Origin of the sequence: Streptomyces yaizuensis, assembly GCF_034961445.1 — a bacterium.
In the GTDB taxonomy this organism is placed as follows: domain Bacteria; phylum Actinomycetota; class Actinomycetes; order Streptomycetales; family Streptomycetaceae; genus Streptomyces; species Streptomyces yaizuensis.
In genome coordinates, this window is sequence record NZ_BSBI01000010.1 from 156,250 (window position 1) to 181,732 (window position 25,483).

General features: G+C 71.3%; 26 protein-coding genes. 8 read left to right on the forward strand and 18 right to left on the reverse strand.

What is annotated here, in order from left to right:
• Nucleotides 1–168: 168 nt before the first annotated feature.
• From SYYSPA8_RS23450 to SYYSPA8_RS23460, 3 genes are all read right to left on the reverse strand, one after another.
• On the reverse strand, nt 169–666 hold the full coding sequence (locus SYYSPA8_RS23450) for an NUDIX domain-containing protein (protein ID WP_323449262.1): 498 nt from the start codon (nt 664–666) through the stop codon (nt 169–171).
• A gap of 78 nt (nt 667–744) precedes the next feature.
• A complete protein-coding gene (locus SYYSPA8_RS23455) occupies nt 745–984 on the reverse strand; it encodes a hypothetical protein (protein ID WP_323449263.1) in 240 nt (79 codons plus the stop codon).
• A gap of 325 nt (nt 985–1,309) precedes the next feature.
• Nucleotides 1,310–1,534 (reverse strand): hypothetical protein, encoded by a 225-nt coding sequence (locus SYYSPA8_RS23460; RefSeq protein WP_323449264.1) that lies wholly within the window; start codon nt 1,532–1,534, stop codon nt 1,310–1,312.
• 282 nt (nt 1,535–1,816) lie between these two features.
• Here SYYSPA8_RS23460 and SYYSPA8_RS23465 point away from each other — a divergent pair, with 282 nt between their 5' ends.
• The 3 genes from SYYSPA8_RS23465 (at nt 1,817) to SYYSPA8_RS23475 (ending at nt 3,664) form a co-directional block, all read left to right on the forward strand.
• Complete coding sequence (locus tag SYYSPA8_RS23465) at nt 1,817–2,641, forward strand: helix-turn-helix domain-containing protein (protein WP_323449265.1); 825 nt, start codon at nt 1,817–1,819, stop codon at nt 2,639–2,641.
• On the forward strand, nt 2,638–2,847 hold the full coding sequence (locus SYYSPA8_RS23470) for a DUF397 domain-containing protein (RefSeq protein ID WP_323449266.1): 210 nt from the start codon (nt 2,638–2,640) through the stop codon (nt 2,845–2,847). Before SYYSPA8_RS23465 ends, SYYSPA8_RS23470 begins: the two co-directional genes overlap by 4 nt.
• 151 nt (nt 2,848–2,998) lie before the next feature.
• Entirely contained in the window at nt 2,999–3,664 is a 666-nt protein-coding gene (locus SYYSPA8_RS23475) for a flavin reductase family protein (RefSeq protein WP_323449267.1), read from the forward strand.
• A 107-nt stretch (nt 3,665–3,771) separates the two neighbouring features.
• On the opposite strand, the gene SYYSPA8_RS23480 is transcribed toward SYYSPA8_RS23475, so the two are convergent.
• The 6 genes from SYYSPA8_RS23480 to SYYSPA8_RS23505 form a co-directional block, all read right to left on the reverse strand.
• Nucleotides 3,772–4,254 carry a hypothetical protein gene (locus SYYSPA8_RS23480; RefSeq protein WP_323449268.1) on the reverse strand — a complete coding sequence of 161 codons (483 nt, stop codon included), beginning with the start codon at nt 4,252–4,254 and terminating at the stop codon, nt 3,772–3,774.
• A 93-nt stretch (nt 4,255–4,347) separates the two neighbouring features.
• Nucleotides 4,348–4,578, reverse strand: a complete 231-nt coding sequence (locus SYYSPA8_RS23485) for a DUF397 domain-containing protein (RefSeq protein WP_323449416.1) — start codon at nt 4,576–4,578, stop codon at nt 4,348–4,350.
• Nucleotides 4,579–4,799: 221 nt separating this feature from the next.
• Nucleotides 4,800–5,648 carry a helix-turn-helix domain-containing protein gene (locus SYYSPA8_RS23490; RefSeq protein ID WP_323449269.1) on the reverse strand — a complete coding sequence of 283 codons (849 nt, stop codon included), beginning with the start codon at nt 5,646–5,648 and terminating at the stop codon, nt 4,800–4,802.
• The gene (locus SYYSPA8_RS23495) at nt 5,638–6,162 is read right to left on the reverse strand and encodes a DUF6879 family protein (RefSeq protein ID WP_323449270.1); all 525 of its coding nucleotides are present in this window, start codon (nt 6,160–6,162) and stop codon (nt 5,638–5,640) included. The genes SYYSPA8_RS23490 and SYYSPA8_RS23495 overlap by 11 nt, the downstream gene beginning before the upstream one ends.
• Entirely contained in the window at nt 6,146–6,352 is a 207-nt protein-coding gene (locus SYYSPA8_RS23500; RefSeq protein ID WP_323449271.1) for a hypothetical protein, read from the reverse strand. The genes SYYSPA8_RS23495 and SYYSPA8_RS23500 overlap by 17 nt, the downstream gene beginning before the upstream one ends.
• A gap of 162 nt (nt 6,353–6,514) precedes the next feature.
• Nucleotides 6,515–7,849: an NHL repeat-containing protein gene (locus tag SYYSPA8_RS23505; RefSeq protein ID WP_323449272.1), complete on the reverse strand. Its 1,335-nt coding sequence runs from the start codon at nt 7,847–7,849 to the stop codon at nt 6,515–6,517.
• Between the two features lie 173 nt (nt 7,850–8,022).
• On the opposite strand from SYYSPA8_RS23505, the gene SYYSPA8_RS23510 reads away from it, so the two are divergent.
• Nucleotides 8,023–9,540, forward strand: a complete 1,518-nt coding sequence (locus tag SYYSPA8_RS23510; RefSeq protein WP_323449273.1) for an RICIN domain-containing protein — start codon at nt 8,023–8,025, stop codon at nt 9,538–9,540.
• 64 nt (nt 9,541–9,604) lie between these two features.
• Here SYYSPA8_RS23510 and SYYSPA8_RS23515 read toward each other — a convergent pair whose 3' ends face one another.
• Nucleotides 9,605–10,933, reverse strand: coding sequence for an MFS transporter (locus SYYSPA8_RS23515; protein ID WP_323449417.1), 1,329 nt, complete (start codon nt 10,931–10,933; stop codon nt 9,605–9,607).
• A 63-nt stretch (nt 10,934–10,996) separates the two neighbouring features.
• Between SYYSPA8_RS23515 and SYYSPA8_RS23520 the strand changes: the two genes are divergently transcribed.
• Nucleotides 10,997–12,109, forward strand: coding sequence for a GlxA family transcriptional regulator (locus tag SYYSPA8_RS23520; RefSeq protein WP_323449274.1), 1,113 nt, complete (start codon nt 10,997–10,999; stop codon nt 12,107–12,109).
• A 3-nt stretch (nt 12,110–12,112) separates the two neighbouring features.
• Here the strand turns inward: SYYSPA8_RS23520 and SYYSPA8_RS23525 are convergent, their stop codons facing one another.
• Genes SYYSPA8_RS23525 through SYYSPA8_RS23535 form a run of 3 tightly spaced genes read right to left on the reverse strand, consistent with a single transcriptional unit; the run spans nt 12,113 to nt 15,284 of the window.
• Nucleotides 12,113–13,162: an alcohol dehydrogenase catalytic domain-containing protein gene (locus tag SYYSPA8_RS23525; RefSeq protein WP_323449275.1), complete on the reverse strand. Its 1,050-nt coding sequence runs from the start codon at nt 13,160–13,162 to the stop codon at nt 12,113–12,115.
• Nucleotides 13,159–14,352 carry an acyl-CoA dehydrogenase family protein gene (locus tag SYYSPA8_RS23530; protein WP_323449276.1) on the reverse strand — a complete coding sequence of 398 codons (1,194 nt, stop codon included), beginning with the start codon at nt 14,350–14,352 and terminating at the stop codon, nt 13,159–13,161. The genes SYYSPA8_RS23525 and SYYSPA8_RS23530 overlap by 4 nt, the downstream gene beginning before the upstream one ends.
• A gap of 26 nt (nt 14,353–14,378) precedes the next feature.
• Nucleotides 14,379–15,284 (reverse strand): SDR family oxidoreductase, encoded by a 906-nt coding sequence (locus tag SYYSPA8_RS23535; RefSeq protein WP_323449277.1) that lies wholly within the window; start codon nt 15,282–15,284, stop codon nt 14,379–14,381.
• Nucleotides 15,285–15,385: 101 nt separating this feature from the next.
• Between SYYSPA8_RS23535 and SYYSPA8_RS23540 the strand changes: the two genes are divergently transcribed.
• The gene (locus SYYSPA8_RS23540) at nt 15,386–16,312 is read left to right on the forward strand and encodes a cyclase family protein (protein WP_323449278.1); all 927 of its coding nucleotides are present in this window, start codon (nt 15,386–15,388) and stop codon (nt 16,310–16,312) included.
• A 99-nt stretch (nt 16,313–16,411) separates the two neighbouring features.
• Here SYYSPA8_RS23540 and SYYSPA8_RS23545 read toward each other — a convergent pair whose 3' ends face one another.
• The 4 genes from SYYSPA8_RS23545 to SYYSPA8_RS23560 all read right to left on the reverse strand — a co-directional run bounded on the left by SYYSPA8_RS23545 (nt 16,412) and on the right by SYYSPA8_RS23560 (nt 20,616).
• A complete protein-coding gene (locus SYYSPA8_RS23545; RefSeq protein ID WP_323449279.1) occupies nt 16,412–16,858 on the reverse strand; it encodes an ATP-binding protein in 447 nt (148 codons plus the stop codon).
• Nucleotides 16,859–17,272: 414 nt separating this feature from the next.
• Entirely contained in the window at nt 17,273–18,253 is a 981-nt protein-coding gene (locus SYYSPA8_RS23550; RefSeq protein WP_323449280.1) for an acyl-CoA dehydrogenase family protein, read from the reverse strand.
• A 3-nt stretch (nt 18,254–18,256) separates the two neighbouring features.
• The gene (locus tag SYYSPA8_RS23555) at nt 18,257–19,393 is read right to left on the reverse strand and encodes an acyl-CoA dehydrogenase family protein (RefSeq protein WP_323449281.1); all 1,137 of its coding nucleotides are present in this window, start codon (nt 19,391–19,393) and stop codon (nt 18,257–18,259) included.
• Entirely contained in the window at nt 19,393–20,616 is a 1,224-nt protein-coding gene (locus SYYSPA8_RS23560; protein WP_323449282.1) for an amidohydrolase family protein, read from the reverse strand. Before SYYSPA8_RS23560 ends, SYYSPA8_RS23555 begins: the two co-directional genes overlap by 1 nt.
• Before the next feature lie 145 nt (nt 20,617–20,761).
• Between SYYSPA8_RS23560 and SYYSPA8_RS23565 the strand changes: the two genes are divergently transcribed.
• Together SYYSPA8_RS23565 and SYYSPA8_RS23570 are read left to right on the forward strand one after the other, a co-directional pair.
• The gene (locus tag SYYSPA8_RS23565) at nt 20,762–22,264 is read left to right on the forward strand and encodes a class I adenylate-forming enzyme family protein (protein ID WP_323449283.1); all 1,503 of its coding nucleotides are present in this window, start codon (nt 20,762–20,764) and stop codon (nt 22,262–22,264) included.
• Between the two features lie 221 nt (nt 22,265–22,485).
• Nucleotides 22,486–23,076 carry a lytic polysaccharide monooxygenase auxiliary activity family 9 protein gene (locus SYYSPA8_RS23570; RefSeq protein WP_323449284.1) on the forward strand — a complete coding sequence of 197 codons (591 nt, stop codon included), beginning with the start codon at nt 22,486–22,488 and terminating at the stop codon, nt 23,074–23,076.
• 71 nt (nt 23,077–23,147) lie between these two features.
• On the opposite strand, the gene SYYSPA8_RS23575 is transcribed toward SYYSPA8_RS23570, so the two are convergent.
• Entirely contained in the window at nt 23,148–25,403 is a 2,256-nt protein-coding gene (locus SYYSPA8_RS23575) for an ATP-binding protein (protein WP_323449285.1), read from the reverse strand.
• Nucleotides 25,404–25,483: the final 80 nt, after the last annotated feature.

Genomic DNA, 25,483 nt, shown 5'->3' on the forward strand with positions numbered 1-25,483 from the left:
CGGGGGCGACCCTGCACCCCGCACCCACACAGCCAGCACAGCAGACCGGTACCCCAAGCCAGGGGGAGAAGGGTGCGGGACCCCGTACCGACACGGGCCGGACAGCCGGGGCCCCGGACGAGCGCCCCGCACACGTACCGACGCGGGTCGGGCAGCGCAAGCCCGGTGCTACACGACCGGCTCCCCGAGCAGGAGCAGAGGCAGGCAGTCCCCGCGTTCCCGGGCGTCGAGAGCGGCGCGGATACGCCGTTCCTGGTACGGCTGGGTGTACGTGTCGAGCTGGTCGAGCGGCACCCAGCGGAGATCCTCCAGCTCGGCACGTGCGGCCTCAGGGATGGCCACGACGGCGGCTTCCTCGGGGGTGAGGGTGCCACCAGCGAGCACGACGTTCAGCCCCTCGGCGGACCCGGTCTCGCCGTTCGCGGGGACCTGGTCCAGAACAAGGTAGTTGGTCGGCTTGAGCGCGAGCCCGGTTTCCTCGGCGAGTTCCCGCGCAGCGGCGTCCGCGATGGTCTCGCCCGCGTGCGCACCGCCGCCGGGGAGCACCCATCCCGGCTTGTAGTTCGGCTTCACCAGTAGGACATGCCCGTGTTCGTTCTGCACGAGGACCACGGCACCGATGCGGCGTCGAGGCGGGGTGGCGGGGTCGATGTCGGCGTGCGCCATCAATATCTCCTTCGGTCGGAGGGGCGTGGGTGTGGTGGTGTTGGTCAGGGGGGACGGTCGGTACGGGGTGCTTCCCGGTCAGTGGCCGGTGTCGTCGTCCGCTCCGGAGGTGCACCAGCGCACCAGCTCCATCGCAGCGGCCATCTCGTCCTCGGACGCCAGGAATTCGTCCAGGGTCCCGGCGCGGACCTCGTTCACGAACACGGTGAAGGCGACGCGGGGAACGACGATCCGGGTCTTCGGGATGACGCAGTTGTAGAGCCTGACCATGCGCAGCTCGAACGGGCCGTCCGGAGCGATGTCGACGTGAAGGGTCATGCGTGTCCCTCTGGGGGTGGGTGCCGGTTGGGTGGCCCCGGTCGCCGGTGCGGGGGAATGGAGTGGCGACCGGGGCCGGGAGCAAAAAGGTGCGGTCTTCGCTCCCCTTCCCCCGGGCCGGCGGGAAGGGCAGTCCCTTACCGGTCCGAGGGGTCCGCTCCCGGGCGATTTCCCGCAGCGCCGAGGCGGGCGCTGCCGCGCAGGAGCGGAGTCTGTGTGGGGGGTGCGGCTCAGAGCTGGTCGCGGGCGGCGGATATCAGCAGCCCGACGACGGAGAGGTAACCGGCTATGAGCACCGCCGTGGCGGCGCGCTCCTTGAGCTTCTTCACAGGATGCCTCCCGTGCTGCTGCGCGCGTTGGCCTCGGTCAGCACGGGCCTGATCCGGTCGGTGACAGTGGCGGGCCGGATGTCGGTGCGGGGCGCGTCCCACTCGCACCCGCCGTGCGGCGGACGCAGGTAGTAACGCGTCCCGTACTCCGCCATCACCACGCCTACGCGCCGGGTGATGGTGTCGTACGCGAGAGCACCGATCGTGAGAGCGTCGTTCACGTCTCTCCTGTGGTTTCGTGCGGGTGTTCGGCGACCCCCGTGAGGGCGATACGGAGTACCTCAGGTCGAAGCGGTGCCCATTCCTGCGGCGGGGTTTCCCAAGGGTGGAGCGATGTGGTTGCAGCTGCCGTGATCACGTGCTCGATCCCTTCACCCGGGTCGGTTTCGGCGGGGCACCAGAAGAGCACAACTACCGTTAGCATTAGGCGCTTTGAACGCCGCACTTCAAAATTCGCATCGACGTTCGACCGGGGTGCGGAAGCACCCAGGGAGGTCACGACCATGGACGAAGAAGCCCCTGCCGGGATTTTGAACCCTCTGGAAACGTTCGGAATAGACGTGCGGGAGATGCGCAAGGCCCGGCGGATGACCTTGGAGGGATTGGCGAACGCGACCAGCTACTCAGTGGCGTACGTCTCCAAGGTGGAGCGCGCGATCATCGTTCCGAGTGCGGCGTTCGCGGAAGGGTGCGACCGGGCGTTCGGCACCGGAACCGTGCTGGCACGACAGCGGCAGGCAGCCGTCGAAGGTGATCACCCGAGCTGGTTTGTGCCGTATCTTCAACACGAACGTCAGGCGACCCGGATCTTCGCCTACTCGACACTGTGCCCGAACGGGATCTTGCAGACCCCCGGGTACGCGCGAGGGTTGTACGAGATGAGCGTTCCACGTCTTTCAGAAGAGCAAGTGGAAACCAAGGTTCTTGCCCGTATGGCACGGCGGGAAATCCTGGACCGTATCGACCCTCCCCGCCCCGAGCTTTGGGTAGTTCTCCATGAGGCGTGCCTACGAGTTGAGGTAGGCGGACGGCGTGTGATGGCGGGGCAGCTCCAGAGCTTGTTGGATGACGCTCAGCGGCAGAACGTGAGCCTGCAACTCCTGCCCAACACGGTTGCACCAGTCACCAGTCGTCCGTTCACGGTGCTCGCCTTTGAGAGCGCACCCATGGTGCTCCATGCTGAGGGTCCGCAAGGCGGTCGGCCGCAAGAGGCACCCAAGATCACTGCTGCCGCCATGGCGGTCTACGATCGGCTCCGGGCAGAAGCCCTTGGCCGCGCCGAAACTATTAGCCGCGTTCGGAAAGTCCTTGAGGAGTACACACGATGACCCGAACCACTCTCCCGCCGCGATGGGTCAGGTCCAGCTATAGCGATTCCAACGGGGGTGACTGCGTCGAATGGGCCCCGGAACACGCCACTACCACCGGCATCGTCCCGGTCCGCGACAGCAAGTCCCCTGACGGACCGGTCCTCACCGTCTCCGCCACCGCCTTCGCCGGCCTGGTGACGCTCGCCCGGTCCGCCGCGCTGTAGCACCAACCGCACCACCCCGAGCCCCGCCGCTCCCCATTTCCCGGAACGGTGGGGCTCGGTCGCGCCACCGAGCGAGGCCGGACCCGGACAGGGCGCCAGCAACCCTCGTCCCCTTCCCCATTGACAAGTCGTCAGCTCTAATGGAGAGGTGATGGGACACGCCGCCATGGCCGAGACCGCCGTCCGCTTCCTCCGGTCCCGGGGGGATTCCGCTCCAGGGACCGCCACCCCGGAGGCGCCCGCCGGAGCCGTTCCGTACAACCGCTCCCGGCTGCGGGCCGTCGCCGCGCAGGAGCGGGCGCCCGTCGATCCGGTCGAGTTCCGACGGGTGCTGGGGTGCTTCCCCACCGGGGTGACCGTCGTGACCTCGCGGGACGCGGACGGGCCGGCCGGGTTCGCCTGTCAGTCGTTCTCGTCGCTGTCGCTGGATCCGCCTCTCGTGGTCTTCATGGTGGCGCGTACGTCGGCGACCTGGCCGAGGATCGCCCGTGCCGGAGTGTTCTGTGTGAACGTCCTCGGCGCGGAGCAGGACGTGCTCTGCCGGGGCTTCGCGATGAGCGGCGCGGGTGGGGCCGACAAGTTCGCGGGGGTCGACCACCGGCCCGCGCCGGTCACCGGGTCACCGTTGCTGGTGGGCGCGCGGGCCTGGGTGGACTGCACGGTGCACGCGGTGCATCCCGGGGGCGATCATCTGATCGTGGTCGGGCGGGTCGCCGCGCTCGGCACGCCCGAGGGGGAGGGCGACGGGCCGCTGGTCTTTCACCGGGGGGCCTTCCGCCGGCTGGCCGCCGCGTCCGAGCCGACCGGCCCCGCCTGACCCGCCTGGCCTGCTTCACATACCGCAGCACCGGGCGGGCCATTGTGCGCACCACCCTTTCATCACAGGTATGGGTGGTCGTGATCATCGGCGTGGACTGTGCATGGTCACCCCACTGGGCAAGGGGTGTCCGGCGCGACACGGTTCGGCGAGCACGTCACCAGGGCGACCGACAGGAATGAGGGGCGTTCCAGGTAGAAGCCATGTGACACGTCCCCACCCCGGCTGAGCCGCTCTGCCCCCGTGTTGACCAGCGTCGTCAGCCACGTACTGTCACGCTCCGACTCGGACAGGAACCGGGGCGCGTACTCGGTGAGCTGTTCCCCCAGCCAGGCCGCCGCGTCCTTCGGCTCCCGCCAGGTACCACGAACGAGCCGCCCGGGTTTCATCAGCCACAGGGCCGTTTCCATCAAGGGGAGATCACCTGTGCGGAACTCCGCGAAGGCTTCCTTGTACCGCTGGTTGAGCCTGAGGCCGTCCGTGTCGTCGTCCCCTGCCGGTGGGGGTGGCGGGGCGCCAGGGGGCCGCCTGTGGCCCTCCTTGTCGAACCGCTTCTTGTCGCCCGTCCAGAGGTAGCCGTGGTAGTGCAACTGCTGTTCCGTTCAACGCAGGAGCAAGAGAACGACGACCGATCCCCGCCTTCGGGGGAAGAGCCAGGACCAGTCGCCGAAGAGGGGCGGCCGTCAGGCCGACAGACCGAAGCGCGCCGGGTCGATACCGGCCGCGTCCAGCTCCGCCGTGGTGAAGCGCAGCGGGGCCAGGTCGGGGCGCTTGGTGTCGCCCAACGCCCAGGCATCAGAGCCGATCTTCGCCAGCGTTGCGCAGGACTCGCCGTCCGGGTGCGTGTTGCCTCCGCACGCCTTGAAGAAGGTGGCTCCCTCGATAGGCAGGCTGTACAGGTCGGTTCCGGGCATGGGTGTGCCTTCCTGTGAGGTCAATGAAGATGCGTACTCAGAGCCGGCATTGCTCCGTCTTCGGCACGTAGACAACGCCAGGGCCAAGAGCCGTCGCCGACTCCCGGAACAACTCGCGCAGATCGGGTTCATCCGCCAACCCTGCGGCGCCTTCTGACTGTCTCTCTTCGGTTCGGTCGGCATGGGTACATCCTCGGACTGTCGCCGAGGGACCTCCAGCGTTATTGGCGTTGTCGGGTAAAGTTCCCGGACCAGTCGCTGAGGAGTGACCGACAATCATCTCCGAACATGGCAAGTTCTTCGTATCTGTCGAAGTGCTCTCGTATTTCCGCGATGTCGCGATGGTCGCGCAACAAGACTGCACCAGTAGGCGTTTCTACGGTGGCTAGCCGATGGTCGTAAACCGTGAACACACTGAGTGGGTTTACCCCTACAGGACCGGCCAGCCCATTCGGAATGACGCCGATACGCACTGTGGGGATACGGGAGAGCGATACTAGGCGGTCCAGCTGCATGGCCATTTCGAGTGGAGAGACGATAGGCCACTTCACGGCCTGTTCCGTGAGGAGGAATGTGAACCGCTTGGACGAATCCATGAGGACTCGTTGTCGTTCCAGTTTCTTAGCAATGGTCTTGCTCATGTCGCCCGCATTGCGGGAGAGGCTGGCCCGCACATACTCGGGCGTGGCCAAGAGTCCCGTGATCATGGTGGGCAGGAAGAACCGGAACTCGACAGTGACCGCCTCAAGCCGCGATAGCTCGTTCTGCTTCTTATCGAGCCCCCGCCTCCGCGAGGACCAGTCGTCTTGCCACTCGGTGTTGGCCGACCGGGCAAGCGACAAAATGTCTCTCGCTAGCTTTCCATCAGCTTGAAGGGCTTCAAGGATTAGCTCTACGTCAACAATGGTAGGTGTGAGCTTACGGCTTTCAATATTGCTGATCTTGGTTTGAGACATGTTGCAGCGCCTGGCGAGCGCGGTCTGACTGAGACCGGCCCGCCGTCGCTCCGCGCGTAGTGCTTCGGCCAGGTCAGATCTGGACTGGCCCAGCCTTTCAGGCTCAAGCGTCAAGCGTCTTCACGTACTCCTCGAAAGTTACGGAGTTTTCGACGGCGATGCGTCGCCATTCCCGGTACGGGGTCAGATCCCCGTCGAACGTCTCACGGTTGATTTGCGTACCGTCCGGCCGAAAGTTCAGATGCACGACCTTCACGTCATCGAACATCCACCAGTCCTGACCCGTGAGAGGAAGACCGAAGTCTTCATGCGTTACGTCGAGAATCCTGATGTTCTCTCCGGCTGCAATGTTGCCGGGGATTCCCCATGCGAACTGGTAGCGCTGATAGCCCGTCAATGGCTGACGGACGATGCGCACACGGCCGATGGTCCGGCCGGTGGCTCTGTATGTGCGCACGTCTTCATGCCAGAGGGCATTGTGTTGCTCGGGCTTGGGTTCACCCCGGAGGAACCGTTCGACGTTCGCCCGCTCGGACGGCATCGAGTACGTGGGCTGTGCCTCGAACCGCCATGCGTCCTGAGTGAAGGAGTCGAAGTACCGGCCCCACTCGTCACCATCCAAGAGCACGGACAGCCTCCTTCAAGACGCTCTCGGGGATACGCACCAGGGCCTCACCGGCCGGGGGATGGAATGTGGCGTCGGTGTCCCCCTGGACCACAATGGAGCCGTCAATAGCCCGGTACACGTTGGGACAGTCTTTGTTGTCACAGTTACCGCTACCGCCGCCGGTAAGGCGGGTCAGGTCTTCACGAGCCATGGCGATACCCCCTCGTTCCGACCCCGCGCGGGCCGGTGAGAAGACGTTACGAGCCTGGGCAGTTGGACGTCTACGCGGGAACGTCACTATTCGCGTTGTCGCATAAAGAAGCCCCTCGGGCTCGACACCCCGTCCGGGCCGTCCGGCGCGCCCCGCTGACGTTCAGCCGTAGGCGGTGTCGAGGGTTCCGCCGGTGGTGTAGCGGAGTACCGCGATCTTCCGGTCGGTCGTGCCCGTGAGGAGGGCGCGGCCTCCCGTGTCGAGGACGACACCGGCGATGGTGTCGGTGTCGGTGTCGCCGCCCAGGGAGGTACGGGCGACGCCGTGGGAGCCGTAATGGGTGCCCGGTTTCCCGCTGTCGGTGTAGCGCAGCGCGACGGCCATGCCCTGGGGGGTGGTTCCCGCGATGGTGATCTCGGCGTTCCGTACGGTGATGGCGGTCGCGGTGCCCTCGGTCGCGGCGGTGGCGACGCCATCGGTGGCGAAGGTGCGGTCGACGGCGCCGGTCGCGGTGTAGCGGGCGACGGCGAAGCGGCCGTCGAGGGTCCCGGCGACCAGGATGCGTTCGCTGGAGTCGAGGACCATGACGGGACCGGTGCGGATGGCCTGCCGGTCGTCGGTGACGACTTTCCCGCCGGTGCCGAAGGCGTTGTCGAGGCCGCCCCGGGGGGTGAGGGCCGCCATGGCGAATCGGCTTCTGTCCTCGTCGGCCGGGCGGGTGGTGCCGATGATGTCGGCGCGGCCGTCGCTGCGGAGCGCCACGGCCGCACCGCTGTCGGTGCCGGCACCGGTGGTGAAGCGGAACCGGGCGGTGCCGTTCTTGCCGTACCGGTGGTCGACGGCCCCGGCCGCGCAGGTGGTGTCCGCGCCGGAGCAGTAGCGGACCACGGCGACGCCGCCGTCGCTGTTGGCCAGCAGATGGGGTTCGCCTGCCGCGCCGAGGGCGAGTCCGGTGGCGGTGTCATCGGTCCCGCCAAGGTCGGTGACCCGGTATCCGGTGGTGTTGAACGTGGTGTCGGGGCTCCCCCCGGCGGTCAGCCGGGCGACGACCACGTCACCACCGACGGTGCCGGCCACGACGACCTTGGTGCCGTTGACGCCGATCGCCGCCGCACCGGCCGTACCGGCCTTCTTGTCCAGCGGCACGGTGGCGATGCCGTTCCTGCCCCACCGGGGATCGAGCTTCCCGCCCGGGGTGTACTTCGCGACGATGATCCTGCCGTCGCTGGTGGCGACGACCACGGTCGAACCGTCGGGGAAGACATCGATCCCGGCGACGGACGCGCCTCCCTTGACCTCGGTCACCACCACGCCGCCCGCGGGCCGGGGTGCCGGTGCCGTCGGCGCGGCGGCCGTGAGCGCGGCGAGCAGGGGCAGCGCGGCCAGGGCGCGATGGCACCGGGTGCGCCGAGTGCGCCGCGTACGCCGGGACGGACCCGGCGGATGATCCGGGTCGACCGCGTCCCGCCGTGAGGTTTTCGCCAGATATTCACTCATCCGAGCACCAAACACCCTCTCCTGCTGTAATCACATGATTACGTCCGATAGCGTCTGCGGGCCGTGCCCCTGACGGCAGGGGCTCTCGATCCCTCAACGAGGCCGATGTGAAAAGAACACGATGCACCTGGGTCGCGGCCGGCGCGTCCTTGGTACTGGCGCTGGTATCAGGCGTGGTGGCCCTTCCCGCGGCGCACGCCGCCAAGCAGGATCCCCTGGTCGTGCTGGACGTCGGCGTGCCCGGCGAACGCAGTGGAGGCCGGCTGGAGTTCGACGGGTCCGCCGATGACGATCTGTCGGCCCACGGCGTCTACGGCATCGTCTACTCCAACAACAAGAGGCAGGCAGCCTGTACGGGCATCGACGGCCCGGACATCGATCCCTTTGAGGAGGCGACCCACAAGAAGTGGCGGCGCTCCCGGGACGAGTTCACCCCCACCGGCCCTGTCCAGAACCTGGAGCCGGGTGCCTCGGCGAACGTCAGGTCGGAGCAGTCCAGGACCAGCAGCTGGTCGGTGAGCATGGCCACGGAGGTCAGCAGCGGAGCGGAGTGGATCGCCAGCATCAAGGTCACCACCACGGCGACCTACGGCGAGGAACTGACCGTGGCCGAGGGGCAGGAGACCACCGCCGCCAATCCGACCTCCGACATGATCCAGCGGGTCGCGATGGGCATGATGCACGACGTGTGGGCCGTGCAGATCCAGCCCTGGCGGTACACCTGGCGCACGGCGGGCGACACGGTCTTGGTCGGTGACACCGCGAAGAACTTCGCCGAGCGCCACACCGTACCCAGGACCGGTTGCTACAAGACCGGCTACTTCCGCTCCCTGAAGGTCCCCGCGAGCGTCGGATTCGGCATCGTCGAGCAGTACCCCAAGGACCAGTCACGGCCGGACTGCCCCTTCCGGATCGAGGGTGACGACGTCTCCCTCTACCCGGGGCGCACGGTCATCGTCGACGGATCCGAGACCGTCGAACCCGACCTCGACGCCGACAAGGAGAAGTACGCCATCCCCGAGGGCACCTGCGTCCGCCGGTCCGACGGCACCGCGGACAAGGTCGTCGACGACACCGACAAGGACGGCCGCGTCACCGGCCGCAGCGCCTGGGTCGAGCTGGCCACCTGGGAACGGAAGGGCAAGAAGTGCCGCGGGCCCTTCAAGGAGAGCTGCGACGAGAACTTCTGGGTCAGCACCAACGACGTCGATGGCTTCGAGGTGGCACCGCTGCCCCTGGTCACCTGGGGCGACCAGGACACCTTCACCATCACGTCGTCCCTCGGGAGGGATGGGACCCTCACGGTGCCCGAGGCGGACGACAACTACTACGACAACGACGTCGCCTTCGCCTCCTTCCACGACGACACCTGGCAGACCATCCGCAAGGGTGAGGGGCTGTGGCAGCTCAAGGTGAAGAACACCCATCACACACGCAACGGTCAGTGTCTGCTCATCGGTGAACGCAACCGCCCCGGGCGCTTGTACGGGCAAGGCGGCAAGGTGGCCGAGTGCGGCGAGGGCACCGAACAACACTTCAGGATCCTTCACAACGGACGGGACGCCTTCTCCCTCCAGTCCCAGGACTCGCCCGGCACCTGCCTCGCCGTACAAGCCGGCCGGACGATCACCGTGACTTCCCCCTGCGACGCCACGGGCGACGGCCCGCTCTGGACCTTCGCCAAGCGCTGAACCACCATCGCGGGCGCCGGTGCGCGACCACCACCACGGGTACCGGCGCCCTCACCCGCCCCGCTCAACCCGCCTTCGCCGCACGCTCCCCGACCGGTGCCGGAGTGGGTGCCTCCGCCACAGGCACCGGCGGACGGGTCAGCACCAGCGCCATCAGCGCGGCCGCCGCGCACAACGCCCCGGACGCGAGGAAGACGACGTCGTACGAGCCGAAGACGTCCCGCGCCACCCCGCCCACGAAGGCCACGACCGCCGCGCCCACCTGGTGGGAGGCGAGGACCCAGCCGAAGACGATGGCGCTGTCGTCGCCGTAGTGCTCCCGGCACAGCGCGATCGTCGGCGGCACGGTCGCCACCCAGTCGAGCCCGTAGAAGACGATGAAGAAGATCATCGGGAGTTCGACCGAGGGGGCGAGCAGCATCGGCAGGAAGAGCAGGCTGATCCCGCGCAGCGCGTAGTACACGGCGAGCAGCCGCCGGGCGTCGAAGCGGTCGGTGAACCAGCCGGAGGCGATCGTGCCGATCACGTCGAAGACGCCGATGACCGCGAGGAGCGAGGCCGCTGCGGTGATCGGCATGCCGTGGTCGTGGGCGGCGGGGACGAAGTGGGTCTTGATCAGGCCGTTGGTGGAGGCGCCGCAGATCGCGAAGGTGCCGGCGAGCAGCCAGAAGGGGCCGGTGCGGGCGGCCCGGGAGAGGACGGTGAGGGCGCGGCGGGCGGCGCCGGGGACGGGGGGTGGCTTGGGGACGGCCTCGGTCGCGCCGTAGGGGGCGAGTCCCACGTCGGCGGGGTGGTCCCGCAGCAGCAGGAGGACGAAGGGGACGACGGCGAGGGCGGAGAGGGCGACGGTGATGGCGGCGGGCCGCCAGCCGTGTGCCTCGATCAGCCAGGAGAGCAGGGGCAGGAAGACGAGTTGTCCGGAGGCTCCGGCGGCGGTGAGGATGCCGGTGACCAGGCCGCGGCGGGCGGTGAACCAGCGGTTGGTGACGGTGGCGGCGAAGGCGAGGGCCATGGAGCCGCTGCCGAGGCCGACCAGGACGCCCCAGTAGAGGACGAGCTGCCAGGCGGCGGTCATGACGGTGGTGAGCGCGGAACCGGTCGCGATGACGGTGAGGGCGACGGCGACGACCCGCCGGATGCCGAACCGGTCCATGAGCGCGGCGGCGAACGGCGCGGTGATCCCGTACAGCGCGAGATTGACGGAGACGGCGAAGCCGATGCTCCCGCGTGACCAGGCGAACTCCTCGTGGAGCGGGTCGATCAGGAGTCCGGGCAGGGAGGTGAAGGCGGCGGCTCCGATGATCGTCACAAAGGCGACGGCGGCGACGGACCACGCGCGGTGGGGGAGGGGGAAGGGCAGGGAGAGGGGACGGTTTCCGGTCACAGCAGTCAGGATCCGTGGCGGGGGTCCCGGTCATCGAGTGGCCCGAAGGACAGCTTTCGCTAGGATCGGGCCATGGATTCTTCCCCGCGCCGGCGCCGCCGGGACGCCCCGCACCGGGTGGTGGTCCTGGCCCTCCCGGGCTGTATCCCGTTCGAACTGAGCATGCCGCACCGGTTGTTCGGCCGGGCTCTCTCGTCGGCGGGTGATCCGCTGTACGAGGTGCTGACCTGCACTCCCGACCCGGGCCGGGTGTCCACAGAGGCCGACTTCGACGTGTTCGTGGAGCACGGCCCGGAGCTGCTGGCGACCGCCGACACGGTGCTCGTCCCGGCGGCGTACGAGCCCGGTGTGCTGTTCCGGGAAGGGCGGCTGCCGGACGAACTCGCCGAGGTCTTCGCCCGGATCCGGCCGGGCACCCGGCTGGCGTCCATCTGCACCGGTGGTTTCTTCCTCGCGGCGGCCGGGTATCTGGACGGCCGCCCGGCCACCACCCACTGGAGCTGGGCGGAGCGTTTCCAGGCGCTGTTCCCCCGGGTACGGGTCGATCCGCAGGTGCTGTACGTGGACGACGGCGACGTCCTCACCTCGGCGGGGGTGGCCGCCGGGATCGACCTGTGTCTGCATCTCGTACGGCGTGACCACGGCGCGGCGGTCGCCAACGACCTGGCCCGGCGCAGTGTCGTGCCCCCGCACCGGGACGGCGGTCAGGCGCAGTACATCCAGCGGCCGGTGCCGGAGCCGCAGATCGCGACGACGTCCGGCGCGCGCCGCTGGGCGCTGGACCGGCTGGGCGAGCCGATCCTGCTGCGGGACCTGGCGGAGCGGGAGTCGATGAGCGTACGGACGTTCACGCGCCGTTTCCGGGAGGAGGTCGGGGTGAGCCCGGGGCAGTGGCTGGTGCGGCAGCGGGTGGAGCGGGCGCGGCAGCTGCTGGAGGCGACGGAGCTGTCGGTGGACCAGGTGGCGCGGGACGCCGGGTTCGGCACGGCGCAGTCGATGCGGCAGCATCTCCAGTCGGTGCTGGGGGTGGCGCCGACGGCGTACCGGCGGACGTTCCGCGCGGTCACGGAACCGCCCACGGAACCGCCCACGGAGCCGGCCACGGAGCCGCCCACCGCACCGGCCACCGCACCGGCCACGGAACCGGCCACCGCACCGGCCACCGCACCGGCCGGCGAACGCTGACGGTCAGAACGTGAGCACCGCGCGGGCCACCCGCCCCGCACGCGTGTCGTCGGCGGCCCGCGCGAAGTCCTCGACCGGATAGGTGGCGGTGACGAGTTCGTCCAGGAGGAGCAGGCCCCGCCGGTAGAGCGCGGCGTAGCGCGGGATGTCGTACTGGGGCCGGGAGCTGCCGTAGCGGCAGCCGAGGACGGACCTGTCCAGGAACATCGCGGCGGGCGGGAAGGCGGCCTCGGCGGTGGGCGCGGTCATCCCGAGCAGGATCGCCTGGCCGCCCCGGTCGAGCAGGTCGATCGCCTGCCGGACCAGGGTGGTGCTCCCGACGCATTCGAAGACGTGGTCCGCGCCGGCGGGCAGGACCGCGCGGACGCCGTCCGCCGAGGTGAGGAAGTCGGTGGCGCCGAAGAGCCGGGCGGCTTCCTCCTTCGCCGGGTTGGTGTCGACGGCGACGACGCGTCCCGCGCCTGCGAGTCGGGCGCCCTGGAGGACGTTGAGCCCGACGCCGCCGGTGCCGATGACGACGACGCTGTCGCCGGGGGCGACCCTGGCCCGGTTGAGGACGGCGCCGACGCCGGTGAGGACGGCGCAGCCGAGGAGCGCGGCCGACGCGGGCGGGATGCCGTCGGGGATCCGTACCGCCTGGACGGCCCGGACGAGGGTCCGCTCGGCGAAGGCGGAGTTGCGGGCGAACTGGAAGAGGGGGGCGCCGCCCCGGGTGAAGGGCCGGGCGGGGCGGGCCGTGGTGGCGCGGCAGAGCGTGGGGCGGCCACGGTCGCAGTCGGCGCAGGCCCCGCAGTTGGCCAGCGTCGACAGGGCCACCGGGTCGCCGGGGGCGACATGCCGCACACCCGCTCCGACGGCCTCGACCCGGCCCGCGCCCTCGTGGCCGAGGACCACGGGCACCGGGAAGGGGATGGTGCCGTCGAGGACGGACAGATCGCTGTGGCAGAGCCCGGCGGCGGTGATCGCCACCAGGACCTCGCCGGGGCCGGGGGCCCGCAGCTCCAGATCGCTGACGACGGCGGCGTCCGCCCCGTCGAAGACCACACCTCTCACCGCGGCTCCCTCGGCAGGCCGAGCACCCGCTCGGCGATGATCTCGCGCTGGATCTCGTCCGAGCCGCCGTAGATCGTGTCGGCGCGGGAGAAGAGGAACGCCCGCTGGACGGGGTCGAGCGCGTAGGGGTCGGCGGCGCTCCACGGGGCGGGTCCGGTCGTGGCCTCCGCTCCCCGTACGGCCATGGCCAGCTCCCCGAGCCGCCGGTGCCAGCCCGCCCAGAGCAGCTTGGCGACGCTGGGGGCGCCCGGGTCGCCGTCGGCGCCGAGGGTGCGCAGCGCGTTCCAGCGCATGGTGCGCAGCTCGGCCCACTGGCGGACGATCCGGTCGCGGACGACGGGGTCGGTGGCGGCGCCGGTGGCCACGGCGGTGCGGACGACGTCGGCCAGTTCGGCGGCGAAGCCGATCTGCTGGACGAGGGTGGAGACGCCGCGTTCGCGGGCGAGGAGGCCCAGGGCGACCCGCCAGCCGTCGCCCTCGGCGCCGACGCGGTGGGCGGCGTCGGCGACGGCCCCGTCGAAGAAGACCTCGTTGAACTCGCTGGTGCCGGTCATCTGGCGGATGGGGCGGACGGTGACCCGGCCGGGCTGGTCCATGGGGAGGAGCAGGAAGGACAGGCCCCGGTGGCGGGTGGAGCCGGGTTCGGTGCGGACGAGGGCGAAGCACCAGTCCGCCTCGCGGGCGAGCGAGGTCCAGATCTTCTGGCCGGTGATCCGGTAGTGGTCGCCGTCGCGGACGGCGGCGGTGCGCAGGGCGGCGAGGTCGGAGCCGGCGCCGGGTTCGCTGTACCCCTGGCACCAGTACTCCTCGCCCCGGGCGACGGGGCCGAGGAAGCGCTTCTTCTGGTCGGGGGTGCCGTGGGCGATCAGGGTGGGGGCGAGCAGGTTCTCGCCGATGTGTCCCAGGCGCGCGGGGGCTTCGGCGGCGGCGTACTCCTCGGCCCAGATCACCTGCTGGGTGAGGGTGGCGGTGCGGTTGCCGTGGCCGGCTTCGGGCCAGCCGATGCCGATCCAGCCGCCCCGGCCCAGTTCGCGTTCCCAGGCGCGGCGGGCGGTGAGGTCCCCGTCGTCACGGTGGTACGGGTACGGGCCGGGGGGTCCGAGCCGGGCGCGCAGCCACTGCCGGGCCTCGGCCCGGAAGCGCCGGTCGCCATCGGGGTCCAAAGCCGCGTCCGTGCTGCCGTTCGCCATGCGTCTCCCCCTCCGTCCGGGTCGGGTCACGCGTTGGGCCGCTGCCCGGACGCCGCCGCCCGGGCCATCTCCGCGAGCCGGTCCAGCATCGGCATCGGATCGGTCCCCACCGTCCCCGGCAGGAAGTCCGCGATCCGCTCCGGAGTCCAGGGCCCGTCCCCGTACGCGGCCCGCAACTCCCGGGGCTGCGCCCATACGGCGATCTTGGGCCCGGCGACGGTGTAGACCTGCCCGGTGATCTCCCGGGCCCGCTCGGAGAGGAGGTAGACGACGAACGCGGCCACGTCCTCCGGTTCGCCGATCTCCGTCAGCTCCACCGGCACCTGGGCGGACATCCGGGTACGGGCCACCGGGGCCACCGCGTTCGCCGTGACACCGTACTTGTGCAGCCCGAGCGCGGCGCTGCGCACGAGCGAGATGATCCCGCCCTTGGCCGCCGCGTAGTTGGCCTGGGCGACGGACCCCTGGTGGTTGCCGCTGGTGAAGCCGACGAGCGTGCCGGACCCCTGGCGGCGCATCACCGCCGACGCGGCCCGGAAGACGGTGAACGTGCCCTTGAGGTGGGTGGCGACGACCGGGTCCCACTCCTCCTCGGTCATGTTGAAGAGCATCCGCTCGCGCAGGATCCCGGCGACGCACACGGCCCCGTCGATCCGGCCGAACGCGGTGACGGCGGTGTCCACGAGCCGCTGCCCGCCCGCCATGGTGGCGATGTCGTCGGCGACGGCGACCGCCGTGCCGCCGGCCTCCTCGATCTCCCGGACGACCGCGTCGGCGACCGCCGACGTGGGCTCGCCGCCGCCGATGCCGACCCCGTGGTCGTTGACGACGACCCTGGCGCCCTCGGCCGCCGCCGCCAGGGCGATCGCCCGCCCGATGCCCCGGCCCGCGCCGGTGACGGCGACGACCCTGTCCGCCAAGAAGTTCCCCATACCGGCCTCTTCCCGCAGCTTCTGACGGTCCGTTAGATTTCGGCAACTGGATTCTAGGCGCAGGCCGACCGCAGAGCACAACCCCCAGGAGGGCCTTCCCGATGTCCCTGCCACCGGAGTTCCACGAGATCGCCCGGCGCGTCAACAACTGGGGACGCTGGGGGGACGACGACGAACGCGGCACCCTGAACCTCATCGACGACAAGGTGGTGCGCGCGGCGGCCGGCGAGGTGCGTACGGGCCGCCGGGTGGGGCTGGCGCTGCCGCTGCGGCAGGACGGGGTGCAGACCGGGATCATCCCGGGCCGGGTCAACCCGCTGCGCACCATGACCCAGATCAACCAGGAGGTGTTCGGCCCGGGAGGTGTCGCCGTCAGCGACGACACCGTGACCATGGGCCTCCAGGCGGCCACCCACTGGGATGCCCTCGCGCACGTCTCGCACTCGGGCCGGATCTACAACGGCCGCCCCGCCGGCAGCATCACCGCCCACGGCGGCGCGGCCCACGGCGGCATCGAACGGGTGGGGCACCTGGTCTCCCGGGGCGTCCTGCTGGACGTGGCCCGCGCCAAGGGGGTGGACCGGCTCCCGGCCGGCCATCCGGTGACACCGGAGGACCTGGACGAGGCGGCCGCGTTCGGCCGCGTCGAACCGGGCACCGGGGACATCGTGCTCGTCCGCACCGGCCAGGCCGGGATCTATCTGGCGGGCGACCGGGACGGCTACGGCTTCCCCTCGCCGGGCCTGTCCGTGCGTACGCCGGAGTGGTTCCACGCCCGGTCGGTCGCGGCGGTGGCCAACGACACCCTGGCGTTCGAGATCGTCCCGCCGGAGATCGAGAACCTCTGGCTGCCGGTGCACGCCCTCCACCTGGTCGAGATGGGGCTGATCCAGGGGCAGAACTGGGACCTGGAGGCCCTCTCCGGGGTCTGCGCGGACGAGGGGCGGTACGGCTTCCTGCTCTGCGCGACCCCGGAGCCGTTCACGGGCGCGACGGGGGCGCCGGTGGCCCCGGTGGCGGTCTTCTGATTCCTCTGACGACGGCCGCACCCCGGGGCCCGGCACGGGCGGGCCCCGCACGACCGGCAGGACCGGCAGGACCGGCAGGACCGCCTGGCCCGGCGCGGACTAACCGCGGGCCGAGGCCGTGCAGCGTTCGCGCGCGAGTTCCGGCTCGCCCCGGTCCACCTCGCACCAGATGGACTTGCCGACGCCCTCCGGCGCCCAGCCCCACCGGTCCGCGAGGCCGGCCACCAGCTCCAGGCCGCGGCCGCCCGTGTCCTCGCCGCACGCGTGGCGCTGCCGCGGCGGCCTCGCCGACCGGTCGGCGACCTCCACGCGGACCGTGCCGGCCTCCACCACCCCGCTGCCGAAGAGGACCCGCAGCACGGCCGGGCACCCGGTGTGCACGACGGCGTTGGTGACCAGTTCCGAGATCAGCAGGATCAGGGTCTCGGCGAGGGGTTCGCCGTCCTCTATCCCCGACCCGACCAGCCGGGATCTGGCCCACCTCCGGGCCCGCCCCACCTCCGAGGGCTCAGGACCGACTTCCAACTGAACCAGGAGCTGCTGCACCGCTCACACCATCCGAACCGGCGGACACTTCGCCTCGTGCCTCGACTGGATCACCGAACTCGACCAGGCCACCGGAGGTGACCCCGTTACCCGACAGCATGGTTGACGTACAGTCACCGCAACAAGCGCTTCGGGCATATTCCAACGCGAAGGATTACTCGTCGCGCTGCGTGTACGACGGCTGCGGCGGAGAGTCGAACAGAGGCTCGCGAACCTTCTGGCCAGGGGACTCGATACGACTCGCATCTCACCGAGCGTACCGGAGTCGAGCGCTCCGGAAGGGGTGCGACCACCCTGCGGAGAAGACCCGGAGACAGCGACGCACAGTGACGAAAAGGCGCCCGTTCCGTCCGCCCGGAGTACTCGGGACGCGCCCCGGCACGCGGTGCGCGCCCCCGGCGGCGCCGATGACCCTCAACCGGTGCCGAGCGCCCCCGCGCAGACTTCCTCCGCCTCCGCCGCCGTGGGGTGCGTCCGCGCCCGCAGCCAGGCCCGCTTGAGATGGAGATGGACGTCCGCCTCCCAGGTGAAGCCCATGCCGCCGTGGATCTGGAGGCAGTCGCGGGCATTGCGCACGGCGGCGTCGTCGGCGAGGAGCTTGGCCCCCGCGACGGCCACGGGGTCGGGCCCGGAACGCCTGTCGGAGCAGGCACCGGTGGCGGCCGCCGCGTACACCGCGCTCCGCGCCAGTTCCGTCCGTACGAGGGTGTCCGCGCACAGGTGCTTGACCGCCTGGAAGGACCCGATCGGGCGGCCGAACTGCTCGCGCTCCCGGGCGTGGCGGACCGCCATGGCGCTGGTACGCCCGGCGCTCCCCAGCTGTTCGGCGGCGGTGAGCAGGGCACCCACCGGGTCGTACGCCGGGTCGTATGCCGGCCCGGACACCGACGTACGAGTCCAGGAGGCCCGGGACACCCGGTGCACCGGCGTCAGCGGGTCCACCGACCGCAGCGGCCGCGCCCCGCCCCAGAGCCCCGGGTCGGCCCGCCGGGTGCGTACCGCGCCCTGGTCCCAGACCGCGTCGGCGGCGTCCAGCCAGGTCACCAGCTCCCCGTCCAGCCAGGCCACGGCCGACTCGCCGCGCGCGGCCGCCGGCAGCGCGGCCGCCGCCAGCTGGGTCCCCACCAGCGGTCCCGGCAGCAGGACCCGCCCCGCCTCCTCGAAGGCGAGCACCGCTTCGGGCAGCCCGAGCCCCGCGCCGCCCGCCGCCTCGGGCAGCCGCAGCGCGAAGAACCCGGCCTTCCCCAGCGCCCGCCACACCGCCCGGTCCAGCTCCGGCCGGTCCCCGTCCGGGGCGGCGGCCCGGCGCGGGGCGTCCCCGGGCCAGATGCGGGCGAGGAGTTCCCGTGTGTCCGCGCGCAGCGCCCGCTGGTCCCCGGTGAGCCGGAAGTCCACCCGTCAACCGCCCTTCGGAAGGCCGAGGATCCGCTCGGCGATGATGTTCCGCTGGATCTGCGAGGTGCCGGCGGCGATGGTGTACGCGAGGGAGGAGAGCCGGGCGGCCGTCCAGGGCCGGTCCAGGTCCAGGGCCGCGTCGCCGAGCACGGCGGCGGCGGCCTCGTACAGCTCCTGGCGCAGCTGCGCGTACCGCAGTTTGACCACGGAGCCGCCGGGGCCGGGGACCCCGCCCAGGTGCCGGGCCTCGCGCACATTCGTCTGGATCAGCCGCCACAGGGCGGTGAACTCGGCGTTCAGCCGGCCCAGGGTGCGCCGCAGGACCGGGTCGTCCCAGGTGCCGTCCGCCCGTGCGGCGGCGGCGAGTTCGTCCAGGGTGCGGCGGCAGCCGACGACCTCGCCGGCGAAGGCGGTCCCGCGTTCGAAGGCGAGGGTGACCACGGTGACCCGCCAGCCGTCGTTCTCGGCGCCGACCCGGTGGCCGGTGGGGACCCGTACCCCGTCGAGGAAGACCTCGGCGAACTCGGCGGTCCCGGTGAGGGTGCGCAGCGGTCGTACCGTCACCCCGGGGGCGTCCATGGGCAGCGCCAGCCAGGAGATCCCCCGGTGGCGGGGGGTGGCCGAGTCGTCGGTGCGCACGAGCAGTTCGCACCAGTCGGCGACCTCGGCGTGCGAGGTCCAGATCTTGGAACCGGTCACGACATAGCTGTCGCCGTCCCGGACCGCGCGAGTGCGCAGGGCGGCCAGGTCGGAGCCGGCGCCGGGTTCGCTGAAGCCCTGGCACCAGATCTCGTCGCCGCGCAGGATCGGCTCCAGCCAGCGGGCCCGCTGCTCGTCGGTGCCCTCGGCGGCGATGGTGGGTCCCGCGTGCAGCAGTCCGACGAAGTTGGCGCCGACGTAGGGGGCGCCCGCCCGTTCGGTCTCCTCCAGGAGGATCAGCCGGTGGGCGGGGTCGTCGGACCAGTACAGCCGGGCGTATCCGGCGTCGTGCAGCAGGCGCTGCCAGGCGGTGTCGTAGGCGCGCCGGGCGGGCCAGTCGGCGGCGGGCGGCGGGGGCGGGAGCGTGGGCAGGACCCGCGCGAGCCAGCCGCGCAGCCCGGCGCGGAACTCCTCCTCGTCCGCCGTGTACGCCGGGTCCATCAGCGCCCCCGGCCCGTATCGCGGTCCACGTTCCGGTCGAGATCGAGGCCGAGCATCCGGATCGCGTTCCCGCGCATCAGCTTGTAGACGGTCTCGTCGTCCAGCCCGGCGACATGGTCGAGGGCGACCTGTTTGGTGTGCGGGAAGGTCGAGTCGACGTGCGGATAGTCGGTCTCGAAGGTGGCGTTGTCCCGGCCGACGGCGTCGAGCGAGGCGACGCCGTGCTTGTCGCGGAAGAAGCAGCAGTAGATCTGGCGGTAGTAGTACGTGGACGGCGGCTCGGGGATCACCCCCCGGACCCCGCCCCAGGCCCGGTGCTCCTCCCAGACGTCGTCGGCGCGTTCCAGGGCGTACGGGATCCATCCCATCTGGCCCTCGCTGTAGGCGAGCCGCAGCCCAGGGAAGCGGACCAGGACGCCGCTGAAGAGGAAGTCCATCATCGAGGCCATGGCGTTGTTGAAGCTCAGCGACGCCTGGACGGCGGGCGGGGCGTCGGGGGAGGCGGCGGGCATCTGCGAGGAGGAGCCGATGTGCATGTTGACGACGGTCCCGGTCTCCTCGCAGACGGCGAAGAAGGGGTCCCAGTAGCCGGAGTGGATCGACGGAAGGCCCAGGTGGGTGGGGATCTCGGAGAAGGTGACCGCGCGGACCCCGCGGGCGGCGTTGCGCCGGATCTCGGCGACGGCGAGGCCGATGTCCCAGAGCGGGATGAGGCAGAGGGGGACGAGCCGGCCGCCGCTGTCGCCGCACCACTCCTGGACCATCCAGTCGTTGTACGCGCGCACGCAGGCGAGGGCGACCTCCTTGTCCCGGGCCTCGGCGAAGGTCTGGCCGCAGAAGCGGGGGAAGGTGGGGAAGCAGAGGGACGCCTCGACATGGTTGAGGTCCATGTCCTTCAGCCGCTCGGCCGGGTCCCAGCAGCCGGGCCGCATCTCGGCGCGGGTGATGCCCTCCAGGGTCATGTCGTCGCGGTCGAAGCCGACGGCGGCGATGTTCCGTTTGTACGGGAATTTCAGGTCCTCGTAGATCCACCAGTCGGTGGGGGGTCCGTCGGGGTCCATGGTGATCCGGTACTTGCCGCCGGTGTAGGCGAGCTGCCCGATGCCGGCGGTGAGCGGCCGGGGGCCCCGGTCGCGGTACTTCGCCGGGAGCCAGGTGTCGAAGAGGTGCGCCGGTTCGATGACGTGGTCGTCGACGCTGACGATCAGCGGGAGTTCGGTCATGGTGTCCCCCCTGGGAACCGCTTATCTGATGCTTCGTCAGATACACCGTCGGATGCAGGCTAGCCCCGCACCCCTGGACCGACAAGCGGGTCCGCCCTACGCTCGTCGCCGCATCTGACACTGCGTCAGCAAAGGGAGTACGGGGATGACCCCAGCCGTGCACGCCCACGCCCTCGACGGCTCCGCCACCCTCTGGGAACTGGTCGAACGCCGGGCCGCCGCCACCCCCGAACGGCCCGCGCTGTTCCAGGGTGACCGGAGCCTGACCTTCGGGGAGCTGCGGGAACGGGCCGAGCGGACCGCCGCCGGGCTGTACGGGCGGGGCGTGCGCCCGGGGACCGTCGTCGCCTGGCAGCTGCCCACCCGGATCGAGACCGTGCTGCTCTCGCTCGCCCTGGCCCGGCTCGGGGCCGTGCAGTCGCCCGTCATCCCGTACTGCCGCGACCGGGAGGTGGCGTTCGCGCTGCGGACCGCGCGGGCGGAGTTCTTCGCCGTCCCCGGCGTGTGGCGGGAATTCGACCACACCGCGATGGCCCGCCGGATCGGGGCACCGGGGCTCTTCGAGGCGTACGGGGAACTCCCCGACGGGGACCCCGCCACCCTGCCGCCGCCGCCCGCGACCGGCACCGACGTCTGCTGGATCTACTGGACCTCCGGCACCACCAGCGACCCCAAGGGCGTCCTGCACACCGACCGCTCACTGATCGCGGGCGGCTCCACCCTGGCCCACGCGCTCCGGCTCACCCGCGACGACGTGGGCTCGATCGCCTTCCCGTACGCGCACATCGGCGGCGCGGACTATCTGGTGATGCTGCTGCTGTACGGGTTCCCGGCGGTCCTCTTCGAGACGTTCGCGCTGCCCGGGGCGCTGGCCGAATTCCGCCGGCGCGGGGTCACCACGGCCGGTGGCTCCACCGCCTTCTACTCCCTCTTCCTCGCCGAACAGCGCAAGCATCCGGACCGGCCGCTGATCCCGACGCTGCGCCTGCTGGCGGGCGGCGGGGCGCCCAAGCCGCCGGAGCTGTACCACGCGGTCGTCCGGGAGCTGGGGTGCGAGCTGACCCACGGCTACGGCATGACCGAGGTCCCGATGATCACCATGGGCTCCCCGGACGACACCGCCGAACAGCTCGCCACCACCGAGGGACGGCCGCCTGCCGGCATGGAGATCCGGATCGTGGACGGGGAGATACGCCTGCGGGGCGAGGCCGTCTGCCAGGGCTATCTGGACCCGGCACAGACGGCACAGGCATTCGACGGCGACGGCTTCCTGCGCACCGGCGATCTGGGGCACCTCACGCCCGACGGGCATCTCGTCCTCACCGGGCGGCTCAAGGACATCATCATCCGCAAGGGCGAGAACATCTCCGCGAAGGAGATCGAGGACCTGCTGCACACCCACCCGGGGGTGGCCGGCGCGGCCGTGATCGGACTGCCGGACGCGGCCCGCGGGGAGCGTGTCTGCGCCGTCGTGGAACAGCCCCCCGGCGCGGCCCAGCTGACCCTGCCGGCCGCCGTCGCCCATCTGCGCGCCCAGGGGCTCGCGGTCCACAAACTCCCCGAACAACTGGAGGTCGTGGACGCGCTGCCACGCAACGACACGCTGCGCAAGGTGCTGAAACACCGCCTGCGCGAGCGCTTCGCCTGAGCCCCGCGGGAAGCTCCCCGCACCAGGCGGCCGGTGCCGGGACCGACCACCTGGTACGGGCGTGTTCCGGCCCGGCGCGAAACCCCCGGAAGCGGCGACGGGTCCGGTTCCGCACTTGCTATGGACATGACCATGGACTAGGGCTACCGTCGAACTTGGTCTAGACCGCAGCTCGTTCTCCTCCGAGCCGTCCCCACGGCTCCCCCACAACGGAGCGAAGCATGCGCAGAAAACTGACCTCGTTACTCATCGGACTCGGCCTCGCCGGCACCACCCTGGTCGCGGTGCCCGGCAGCGCACAGGGCCACGGCTACACCGACTCCCCGACCCTCAGCCGCCAGAAGCTCTGTCACAACCGCACGGTGGCCAACTGCGGCTCGATCATCTGGGAGCCCCAGAGCGTCGAGGGCCTCAAGGGCTTCCCCGCCGCCGGCCCCGCCGACGGCACCATCTGCGCGGGCGGCAACAGCCGCTTCGCGGAACTGGACGACCCCCGCGGCGGCACCTGGCCGGCCACCCGGGTCAGCGGCGGCTCCTCGCAGTCCTTCACCTGGCGCTTCACCGCGCGCCACTCCACCACCGACTTCCGCTACTACATCACCAAGGACGGCTACAACCCCAGCCAGAAACTCACCCGCGCCGCCCTGGAGTCGCAGCCCTTCCTGGTCGTGCCCTACCGCGGCCAGCCGCCCGAGAGCCTGACCCACACGGGCACCCTGCCCCGCAAGTCAGGAAAGCACCTGGTCCTCGCCGTCTGGACCATCGCGGACACCGGCAACGCGTTCTACGCCTGCTCGGACGTCCAGTTCTGACGCACTCCGCATCCGGGGGCCCGGCCGTCAGGCCGGGCCCTTCCGCCCGCGCTTTCACCGGGGGCGGTCCGTCAGCCGCCCCCCGCCAACCGGCCACGCAACCGCTCCCGCGCGGCGGCCGCCTTGGGGTCCCCGAAACCCGCCATGCGCTCCAAGGCCTCCGCCCAGTGCCGGCGTGCCTCGCCCGGGGCCTCCTCGTTCCTGGTCACACCGAGTTCCTCCAGCGCCCTGGCCTCCTGCCAGGCATCCCCCAGCGCACGCTGCACCGCCACTGCCGCACGGAGCAGGGCGGCGGCCTCCGCGCCCCGCCCCAGGCGGAAGCAGGTCTCTCCGGCTCCCTGCCAGGCCAGCGCCTCGCGGCCCCGGTCCCCCAGCCTGCGGTGCAGCGCCCCCGACCGCCGGTACGCGGCAAGAGCGTCGCCGTACTCGCCCAGGGCGTACCGGGCCTCCCCGAGAGCCAGCAGCCAGCAGCCCTCCAGGACATGGCTGCGCTGATCGAGGGCGATCCGCACCGCTTCCTCGGCGGCGCGCAGAGCCTCCGGGAACTCGCCCCGTGCCCGGTGGATCCCGCTCAGGATCCAGAGCGCGTTGCCGATACTGCGCGTCCTGTCCTGTCGGCGGTGGACGGCCAGTGCGGTGTGGAGAGGGGTGGCCGCCTGCCCGATCTGTCCGGCCCGGTAGTGCGCCAGCGCCGTGTTGGCCAGGGCCACGGCCTGCCAGTGGGTCTCCCCGAGCGCCCCGAAGGCATCCGCCGCCCGCTCCAGCGACTCACGTGCCCGTCCCAGCTGTCGTCTGCGCAGATGCACCAGCCCGAGCGCGTTGAGGGAGGTCGCCTCGCCCGGAGCGTCGGCCAGTTCCCGCCGGATCCGCAGGACCCGCTCGTGGCAGGACTGTGCCTCGTCGAGCCGGTTGAGCCTGACCCAGGCGAAGCCGAAGTCCTCCAGCAGCCGGGACTCGGCGACCGGGTCGCCCAGCCGCCGGGCCGTGTCCAGGCCGATCCTGCCCATCGTGAGCCAGTCGGCCGGCGGTGACGACGGTGGACCGGCGTTCCACAGCACGGCGGGCAGCAGCCACGCGTGCCGGTCGTGTCCGTTCTTCTCCGCGGCCCGGACCAGGGGGAGGAAATTGACCTGCTCCGCCTCGGCCCAGTCGACGGCCCGGTCGTGGTCGGCGAAGCCCAAGGGACTGACCCCGGCCGCCGGCGGGCCCGTCACCAGGGGGTCCTCGGCGGGCCTGAGCCGTCTCTGAGCCGCGTCGGCTGTGTGGAGATACCAGTCGAGCAGCCGCATCAGGGCGCTCGTGTGCCCTTCGGCGGACTCCTCCCGCCGGGCCTGATCCCTGGCGTAGGCCCGGAGCAGGTCATGGAACTCATACCGGTCCGGCGCCTTCTGCTCCAGCAGATGGGCTCCCACCAGAGTGTCCAGGAGCCGCCCTACCCGCCGCAGGCCGGCGCCCGCGAGGGCGGCGGCGGCCCTCGCGCCGATCCACGGGCCGGGGTGCAGCCCCAGCAGGCGGAAAAGCCGGGCCGCGTCCGGTGGGAGCGCCCGGTACGACCAGGCGAACACGGTGCCGACCGCCTCGGCCTCCTCCTCGTCCCCGGTGCTCAGGACGTCCCACAGAGCCGACTCGTCCCGCAGGTCCGCCAACAGCTCGGCCAGTTCCGTGCGGGGCCGGCTGGCGGCACGCTCGGCCGCCAGCCGGAGAGCGAGGGGCAGCCCGGCGCAGAGCCGGGCCAGCTCCGTCAGGTCGTGGGTGCTGTCCGACCGGTGCCCGTCGGTGACGGTACGGAGCAGTTCCACCGCCTGTGCTTCCGCCAGGACGTTCAGTGTCAGCCGGTGGGCGCCGTCGCGCACGGCAAGACCGGAGAGCCGCCCACGGCTGGTGACCAGGGTCAGTGAGCGGGCGCTGCCCGGCAGGAGCGGACGTACCTGAGCGACGGTGGCGGCGTTGTCCAGAACGATCAGCATCACACGGTCGGCCAGCAGCGAACGGTAGAGCGCGGCGGCCGCGTCCGGGTCGGCGGGCACCGCGTCGGCGGGTGTGCCGAGCGCGACCAGGAAACGCGGCAGCACCTGCTCAGCCGTGACCGGGTCGCCCGGATCGTAACCCCGCAGGTCGACATGGAGCTGACCGTCGGGGAAACGGTCCCGCACCTGGTGGGCCCAGCGCAGCGCGAGCGAGGTCTTGCCCGCCCCGGCCGTCCCCGCGATCACGCAGACGGGGATGGTGAACACCCCGCCCTCCTGGGCGAGCACGGCGTCCAGGCGTCCCAGCTCCTCGGTGCGGTTGACGAAGTGCCGCCCCGCCGCCGGGAGCTGGCGGGGCACCGGTCGCCGGCTCCCCTCGCCCCGGTCGCCGCCCTCGTGGAAGTGGACACCGCCGCTGATGTGGCCGGCCTGGACGACGT

Coding starts and splice junctions, on each gene's coding strand:
- SYYSPA8_RS23450 (WP_323449262.1), bottom strand. CDS start 666: ATGGCGCACGCCGACATCGACCCCGCCACCCCGCCTCGACGCCGCATC.
- SYYSPA8_RS23455 (WP_323449263.1), bottom strand. CDS start 984: ATGACCCTTCACGTCGACATCGCTCCGGACGGCCCGTTCGAGCTGCGC.
- SYYSPA8_RS23465 (WP_323449265.1), top strand. CDS start 1,817: ATGGACGAAGAAGCCCCTGCCGGGATTTTGAACCCTCTGGAAACGTTC.
- SYYSPA8_RS23470 (WP_323449266.1), top strand. CDS start 2,638: ATGACCCGAACCACTCTCCCGCCGCGATGGGTCAGGTCCAGCTATAGC.
- SYYSPA8_RS23475 (WP_323449267.1), top strand. CDS start 2,999: ATGGGACACGCCGCCATGGCCGAGACCGCCGTCCGCTTCCTCCGGTCC.
- SYYSPA8_RS23485 (WP_323449416.1), bottom strand. CDS start 4,578: ATGCCCGGAACCGACCTGTACAGCCTGCCTATCGAGGGAGCCACCTTC.
- SYYSPA8_RS23500 (WP_323449271.1), bottom strand. CDS start 6,352: ATGGCTCGTGAAGACCTGACCCGCCTTACCGGCGGCGGTAGCGGTAAC.
- SYYSPA8_RS23505 (WP_323449272.1), bottom strand. CDS start 7,849: ATGAGTGAATATCTGGCGAAAACCTCACGGCGGGACGCGGTCGACCCG.
- SYYSPA8_RS23520 (WP_323449274.1), top strand. CDS start 10,997: ATGGATTCTTCCCCGCGCCGGCGCCGCCGGGACGCCCCGCACCGGGTG.
- SYYSPA8_RS23530 (WP_323449276.1), bottom strand. CDS start 14,352: ATGGCGAACGGCAGCACGGACGCGGCTTTGGACCCCGATGGCGACCGG.
- SYYSPA8_RS23535 (WP_323449277.1), bottom strand. CDS start 15,284: ATGGGGAACTTCTTGGCGGACAGGGTCGTCGCCGTCACCGGCGCGGGC.
- SYYSPA8_RS23540 (WP_323449278.1), top strand. CDS start 15,386: ATGTCCCTGCCACCGGAGTTCCACGAGATCGCCCGGCGCGTCAACAAC.
- SYYSPA8_RS23555 (WP_323449281.1), bottom strand. CDS start 19,393: ATGGACCCGGCGTACACGGCGGACGAGGAGGAGTTCCGCGCCGGGCTG.
- SYYSPA8_RS23560 (WP_323449282.1), bottom strand. CDS start 20,616: ATGACCGAACTCCCGCTGATCGTCAGCGTCGACGACCACGTCATCGAA.
- SYYSPA8_RS23565 (WP_323449283.1), top strand. CDS start 20,762: ATGACCCCAGCCGTGCACGCCCACGCCCTCGACGGCTCCGCCACCCTC.
- SYYSPA8_RS23570 (WP_323449284.1), top strand. CDS start 22,486: ATGCGCAGAAAACTGACCTCGTTACTCATCGGACTCGGCCTCGCCGGC.